Source organism: Nodosilinea sp. P-1105, assembly GCF_012911975.1.
GTDB lineage: Bacteria > Cyanobacteriota > Cyanobacteriia > Phormidesmidales > Phormidesmidaceae > Nodosilinea.
The window spans coordinates 23391-29390 of the sequence record NZ_SMDQ01000069.1 but is presented as its reverse complement, the minus strand read 5'-3'; the positions used below and the strand labels follow the sequence as shown (position 1 = coordinate 29390).

Genomic DNA, 6000 nt, shown 5'->3' with positions numbered 1-6000 from the left:
GGGGGGATGGGGGGATGGGGGGATGGGGGGATGGGGAGATGGGGAGATGGGGAGATGGGGAAGGTGGCGTAGGGGCGGACCTGTGTGTGCGCCCTGGTGGGGGGATGGGGAAGATGGGGGAATTTTGGATTTTGGATTGTTCCTTTTTCGTTCTTCCCTTTTCCTTTTTCGTTTTTCGTTATCTGCCGCCGTAACCCATGGCTGGGGGATGTATGCGCTGGAAAACAAATCACCACCGCAGAAAATCACCCGAGGCCAGCAGGGCACCACCCACAATCAAAAGACTGGACACCCCCAAAACCCAGGTCGGCTCTGCTAACCCCGTCAACACCAGCAACAGGGTCGATAGCAGCGGTGCCAGGTAAGACAACGCCCCCAGCACCTTGATGTGGCCGTGTTTAACCCCATAGTCCCAGGTGAAAAAGGCCAGCCCCACCGGTCCCAATCCCAGGCCTAAAATGGCACCCCATTGATTACCCTGAGGCCACACCGTAGTTTCTAACAGCCCATGGCAGACCCAGGCTAACAGCGCCGTCCCGCCACAAAACCCACCCACCGCCACCGTCGGTACCGCCCCATGGCGGCGAGACAACACCGAATAGCTGGACCAAATCCCTGCACAAACCAGAGCGGCCAAATAACCCCAGCGATACTGCCAGCTAAAACTTAACCCCTGCCCCTGGGTAATCAGCAATGCCGCCCCCAGAAAGCCAACCAGGGTGCCCAGGCCATGGAACCAGCGCAATCGCTCCCCCGGCAATTGGGACGAAAGCAGTACAATCAGCAACGGCCACAGGTAAGCAATCAAACTGGCCTCTACCGGCGGCGCATTTTGGAGCGCCACAAAATAGAAAAAATGATAGCCAAACAGGCCGCTAATGCCCAAGGCCCATACTGGCCAGGGCAGCTGGGTGAACAGGGCGATCTGCCCCCCGGCTCTACCCCAAAGCCCCAGGCCAATGATAAAGGCAACCGAAAAGGCCATAGCTGTCAGCTGAAAGGGCGGTATCGCCCCGCTGAAGGCGGTGAGTAGCGCCAGGGTGGCCCACATCAGCACTGCCGTAAACCCAATCCCTGTGGCTCGCCGCGAATCCAGTGTCATGGTAGTCCAGTTGTCAGGCTAAACTGTTGCAGAGGTAAGTTGTTCTCAAGTTGTTCTAATTGTGCTCCCGAGGCTGTGAACCTGGCTATGGCTGACTCCCCATCCTACTTCACCCCCGAGGAACTTCAGCGTTGGCAGTTTGGCTTGGCCCAGGCTAACCTCAACAACATTCTCTGCCACTGTCGCCAGTGTGATGCCACCTGGGTAGCCTCCAGCGAGGTTCCCTGCGGCTGTGGCAGCACCCGAGTCGAATATATTCCTTGCTGGCAATTCCCCGACGACTAATAACGCTGATGGATTGGCTCTTGACACCGCTCAACTACGAATTTATGCGCCAAGCCCTGTGGGCCAGCTTGCTGGTGGGTATTCTTTGCCCTGTGGTGGGTACCTATCTGATTGTGCAACGCATGGCCATGCTGGGGGATGTGGTGGCCCATGGGGTGCTGCCAGGACTGGCGATCGCCAGTTTTGCCAACCTGCCCATCCTGGCGGGAGCCTTTGTCATGGGCCTGTTCAGCACCTTTGTGATCGCCTGGATCCGCACCCAGTCACGCATCAAGGTGGATACCGCCATGGCGATCACCTTCTCCACCTTTTTCTCCCTGGGCATTACCCTACTGACGGTATTTCGCAGTCGAGTTCCCCTAGAGCAGCTCCTCTTCGGCGACATCCTCAGTATCCGCGCCACCGATGTCCAGCAAATCGCGGTGATTACCGCCCTGGTGCTAGTGGGTGTGGCTCTGTTTTACAAAGAACTGTTGTTTTTTACCTTTGACCCCCTGGGGGCCGAAGCCCTGGGCCTGCCGATCACCCGGATCAATTTTGGCCTGATGGCGGCTATCACCCTGGCGATTATCGCTGGCATGAAGACGGTAGGGGTGATCTTGGTGGTGGCCCTGATGGTTGGCCCCGCCGCCACCGCCTACCTGCTGGTCAAAGAACTGCACTGGATGATGATCCTGGGGGCGATCCTAGGAGTACTATTTGGCATGGTGGGTATGTACAGCAGCTACTATCTAGATATCCCTTCCGGCCCCGCGATCGGGCTGACCGTGTTTGGCGGGTTTTTGCTGGCGCTGCTGTTTAGCCCCCGCCAGGGAATATTGATTCGGTACTGGCAAGCTTAGTGTTTTGAGGCATCAGTCAGCCAACCATGTCTGATACCTGACATCTAGAACCTGACATTCTCAGCGAAGGTTGTCACAGCTCTGTCAGGCAGGCTGGGTTACGTAACCTTTACAAGCAGCGCTTGTCTGGCCTATCGGCAACCCAGCGATTGGTTCAACGTAGCCCATGCGTGATCCACTAACTTGCACCTTAACAGAATCAGGGCGACCCACACCTGGACGTTCACGATCAATGGCTGGCACAAGGGCTTAATTACGATATGGTAGCTATGAATTAACTCTTGAGTAAAAGGGTACCGAGTCGGTGGCGATAGTTGTGAAACCTCTAAAAGCACTTTGGCGTCAAAAATCACTGATCAAACGCTGGCTGCCGCTAAGTGACCCTCAATGGGCCAAATTAAACTTACTGAAAATTCTTGTTCAACGGGATCTGGAGGCACGCTATAAAGGTTCTGTGTTGGGCAAACTATGGCCCCTCTTACACCAGTTAGCTCAGCTACTAATTTATACCTACGTTTTTGGGATTGTGCTTCAGGTTAGGCTCAACCTAGAAAGCTTGCCTGAAGATGATTCCTTTGTCTTTGGGCTATGGCTGTTTGCTGGTCTGCTACCCTGGCTGGCCTTTAGTGAAGGGTTACAAGAGGCGTCGACTGCAGTCATTGCTCAGCCCAATCTGGTCAAGAAAGTGGTTTTTCCGTTAACTCTTTTGCCCTTAATACCGCTTCTCACTAGCTTTATTGAAAGCACCTTTGGCCTTATGGCGTTAATTACCTTTGTGGTGCTGTTCACCCAAAAGCTACATCCCACTCTCCTCTTGTTACCGCTAGCTTGGCTGCCCCAACTCTGCTTGACGGCGGGCCTGAGTTTTTTAACGGCTGGACTAACAGTCTTTTTGCGGGATATTCCCCAAACCCTGGGGGTGCTTTTAAACCTTTGGTTCTATGCCACACCTCTAATCTATCCGGCAACACTGATTCCTCAGCCATTTCAGGCTTGGGTCTTTTGGCTGAATCCTATGGCTGCGGTCGGAGAGCTGTACCGAGACATGATCTTAAATGGCACAGTGACCCACTGGAGTGAATGGGCCGTAGCGACAGCAGTATCAGTGCTGATTTTACTGGGGGGGTACTGGTGCTATCGAAAGCTGCGGCCTGCCTTTGCAGATGTACTGTAGTGACTACAAGTGGTACTTTTACCCAATTGAATAATAGGATACCTGGTCGCTGGAGCCATAATTCAAGAGGGGCAGCAACAACCGCTAGAATAAGCCCATCTAGCAAGTGCCATTCGAGCCAATCGGGAGACAGAACGGGCCGATGAGCAGAAGCGACAGGCCGAAGCAGCAGAGGCACAGCTAAAGGGGTTACGGGAATTGCTCAGTAGTAGGCAAGGAGAGGATGATCCTGAAGAATGAGGCGGGGTGGTTAACCGAGTAGGGTATATACTGCAAACAGTTAAACTTGGACCAAGTGAATGCTTGAGAAAAAGTAGCAAAGGCTAAAGACAAAGGAGAGGGTGATTAGACTAGTACTCTGAGGCATAAGTCGGCCCATCATTCCTGACACCTGATACCCGACACCTGACACCCTCAGCAAAGGTGGTCATATTTCTGCCTTCCTGTACTAGTACCTCGAGGCATAATTCGGCCCATCATTCCTGATACCCGACACCTGACACCCTCAGCAACAGTGGTTATATTTTTACCCGGCAGTACTAGAGATCGTTTCTGCTATTTTTTCAACTAAAGAGACACCTCGAACAATACAGATCTTCTGGAGAATAGTAGTGAGTTTTTAATAAATCTGGACTCTAAGCATTCGCAATAAATAAATTAACCAAGACATCGTAATTAAATCAAATTTAATCATTGACTAACTGCTAGTTTTCTTTGTGAGTCTAACGATAATTTGCTTGGGTTTTATGGATTAGGATAGATTATGGTTGAGGAAATTGCGATTTCGCTAAGGAACGTATCCAAGTTGTATAAGCGATATCACCGACCGGTGGATCGCTTGAAGGAAATTCTATTGCCAGGTAAACCTAGAGCAGAGATTTTTTGGGCGCTACGAGATATTACCCTTGAAGTTCCCAAGGGAGAAAGAGTGGGAATTATCGGGCGTAACGGAGCTGGGAAAAGTACCCTTTTGCAAATTATTGCTGGCACATTAACCCCAACAACTGGGGAAATAGCTGTCAACGGTCGTATGTCCGCTTTATTAGAGTTAGGCAGTGGCTTTGATCCAGAATTTACAGGCAGAGAAAATATCTTCTTCAGCGGTAGACTGTTAGGGCTGGAAAAAGAAGAAATCGAATCAAAATTCGATGATATTTCAGCATTTGCAGACATTGAAGATTTTATCGATCAGCCGGTCAAAACTTATTCCAGCGGGATGTATGTTCGTCTAGCCTTCGCCCTAGCAGTTAATGTAAATCCTGACATTCTAATCGTTGACGAGGCCCTTTCTGTAGGCGATGCTGCTTTTCAGTTTAAATCTTTTCGTAGGTTAGAAAAGTTAATGGAAGCAGGTGCAACAGTAATTTTAGTGTCTCATGATATTGGAGCCATAAAATCTGTATGCGATCAGATTCTTTATTTGCAAAATGGAACTCTGAGAGCATTTGGAAATACTGATGAGGTAGCAGAAATTTATTTCCTAGATATACAGTCTCAGCAAAAACTGGATTCACTGCAAGGTCAATTCGTTAAAGCAAAAAAATCTCTTTCCGGGAAAAAGAGGTTGGCACTTGGAACAGACGAGGGCAAAGTTCTTGATGTCCGGTTTATCAATGATTCAGATCAAAGTGGGATTTTTTATACAGGTGACCAGATATTGATTGAAGTTATTGTCGAACACCTCAGTTCTTTACAAAATCCATCAGTAAGTTTATCTATTGAAGATCGTAGGTCACTTCCGATTAGTGGCAAGTACATAAAGCTTACTAAAATAAGATCCAATTTAGAAATTGTAAGACGCAGGGTTATTTTTAGGTTTCAGGCTGGGTTGATTGAAGGCATCTACTTTCTGACTGTTCGCTTAGAAAGCAGGCAATCAGACAAAATGTTTTATCCAGTAGATAAGCAAGCTGGAGTTTTATCTTTCAAAGTACTTGATACCGAGGATAAAGATTTTTTAGGAATTGCCGATCTTAAAATCAACTCTTACGAAGAAGAAGCAACTAATACCAACTCAATGTAAAGGCTACCAGAAAAACATCGATCCATAAATTACAATATATCGAGCATGCTTAGTTCGATTTTCTGTGGTTTTCCTCTTGACTATATGGTTAAATATAACTGCTGCCATTTTTCTAAGCTATCGTCCTTAGAGCCTATCCGAATACCCCATTTTGTCTACGGGCCTCAAGGGCTTGAGGCGGTTTCCGGATAGGTTTTTAGTGATGCAGAAAAGTCCTGAAAGGTTTGCTGGGCAAGTAATCCTAAATGAGATAAGGTAGCTTAAGGGGGGCATTTCATGAGAGGCTTGAATTCCCTAATTCAAAACCAGTGTCATGGAAACACCCCTTCTTTATCGTCAACTGCAAAGCCAAGTGAGCCCGAATTTCGGCATTGCTGAATAGCAGTATAATTTTGCACAAATTGGACGAGGTTCCAATACCTCCATCGATCGGTTCATACTTGAAATCAGCAGCGCCCAAACCCCTGCTGGCGCAAGAGGGCAACCATAAGACGACTGCCGTAGAAGGGCGTTTTCAGATATTGTTCGTCGATGAGACGCAACAAGGTCAACTCCTCATCAGACGGACCGACCG

Annotated in this window: 5 protein-coding genes; 4 read left to right on the top strand and 1 reads right to left on the bottom strand. The window is 49.1% G+C overall.

Features of this window, described 5'->3' with window-relative positions:
- Positions 1–229: 229 nt before the first annotated feature.
- Positions 230–1102 carry a DMT family transporter gene (locus tag E1H13_RS21740; RefSeq protein ID WP_206070829.1) on the bottom strand — a complete coding sequence of 291 codons (873 nt, stop codon included), beginning with the start codon at positions 1100–1102 and terminating at the stop codon, positions 230–232.
- A gap of 87 nt (positions 1103–1189) precedes the next feature.
- On the opposite strand from E1H13_RS21740, the gene E1H13_RS21735 reads away from it, so the two are divergent.
- The 4 genes from E1H13_RS21735 (at position 1190) to E1H13_RS21720 (ending at position 5426) form a co-directional block, all read left to right on the top strand.
- Entirely contained in the window at positions 1190–1387 is a 198-nt protein-coding gene (locus E1H13_RS21735) for a hypothetical protein (RefSeq protein WP_169616622.1), read from the top strand.
- 8 nt (positions 1388–1395) lie between these two features.
- Positions 1396–2229, top strand: a complete 834-nt coding sequence (locus E1H13_RS21730) for a metal ABC transporter permease (protein ID WP_206070827.1) — start codon at positions 1396–1398, stop codon at positions 2227–2229.
- A 316-nt stretch (positions 2230–2545) separates the two neighbouring features.
- Positions 2546–3403: an ABC transporter permease gene (locus E1H13_RS21725; RefSeq protein ID WP_169616619.1), complete on the top strand. Its 858-nt coding sequence runs from the start codon at positions 2546–2548 to the stop codon at positions 3401–3403.
- 763 nt (positions 3404–4166) lie between these two features.
- A complete protein-coding gene (locus E1H13_RS21720) occupies positions 4167–5426 on the top strand; it encodes an ABC transporter ATP-binding protein (RefSeq protein WP_169616617.1) in 1260 nt (419 codons plus the stop codon).
- Positions 5427–6000: the final 574 nt, after the last annotated feature.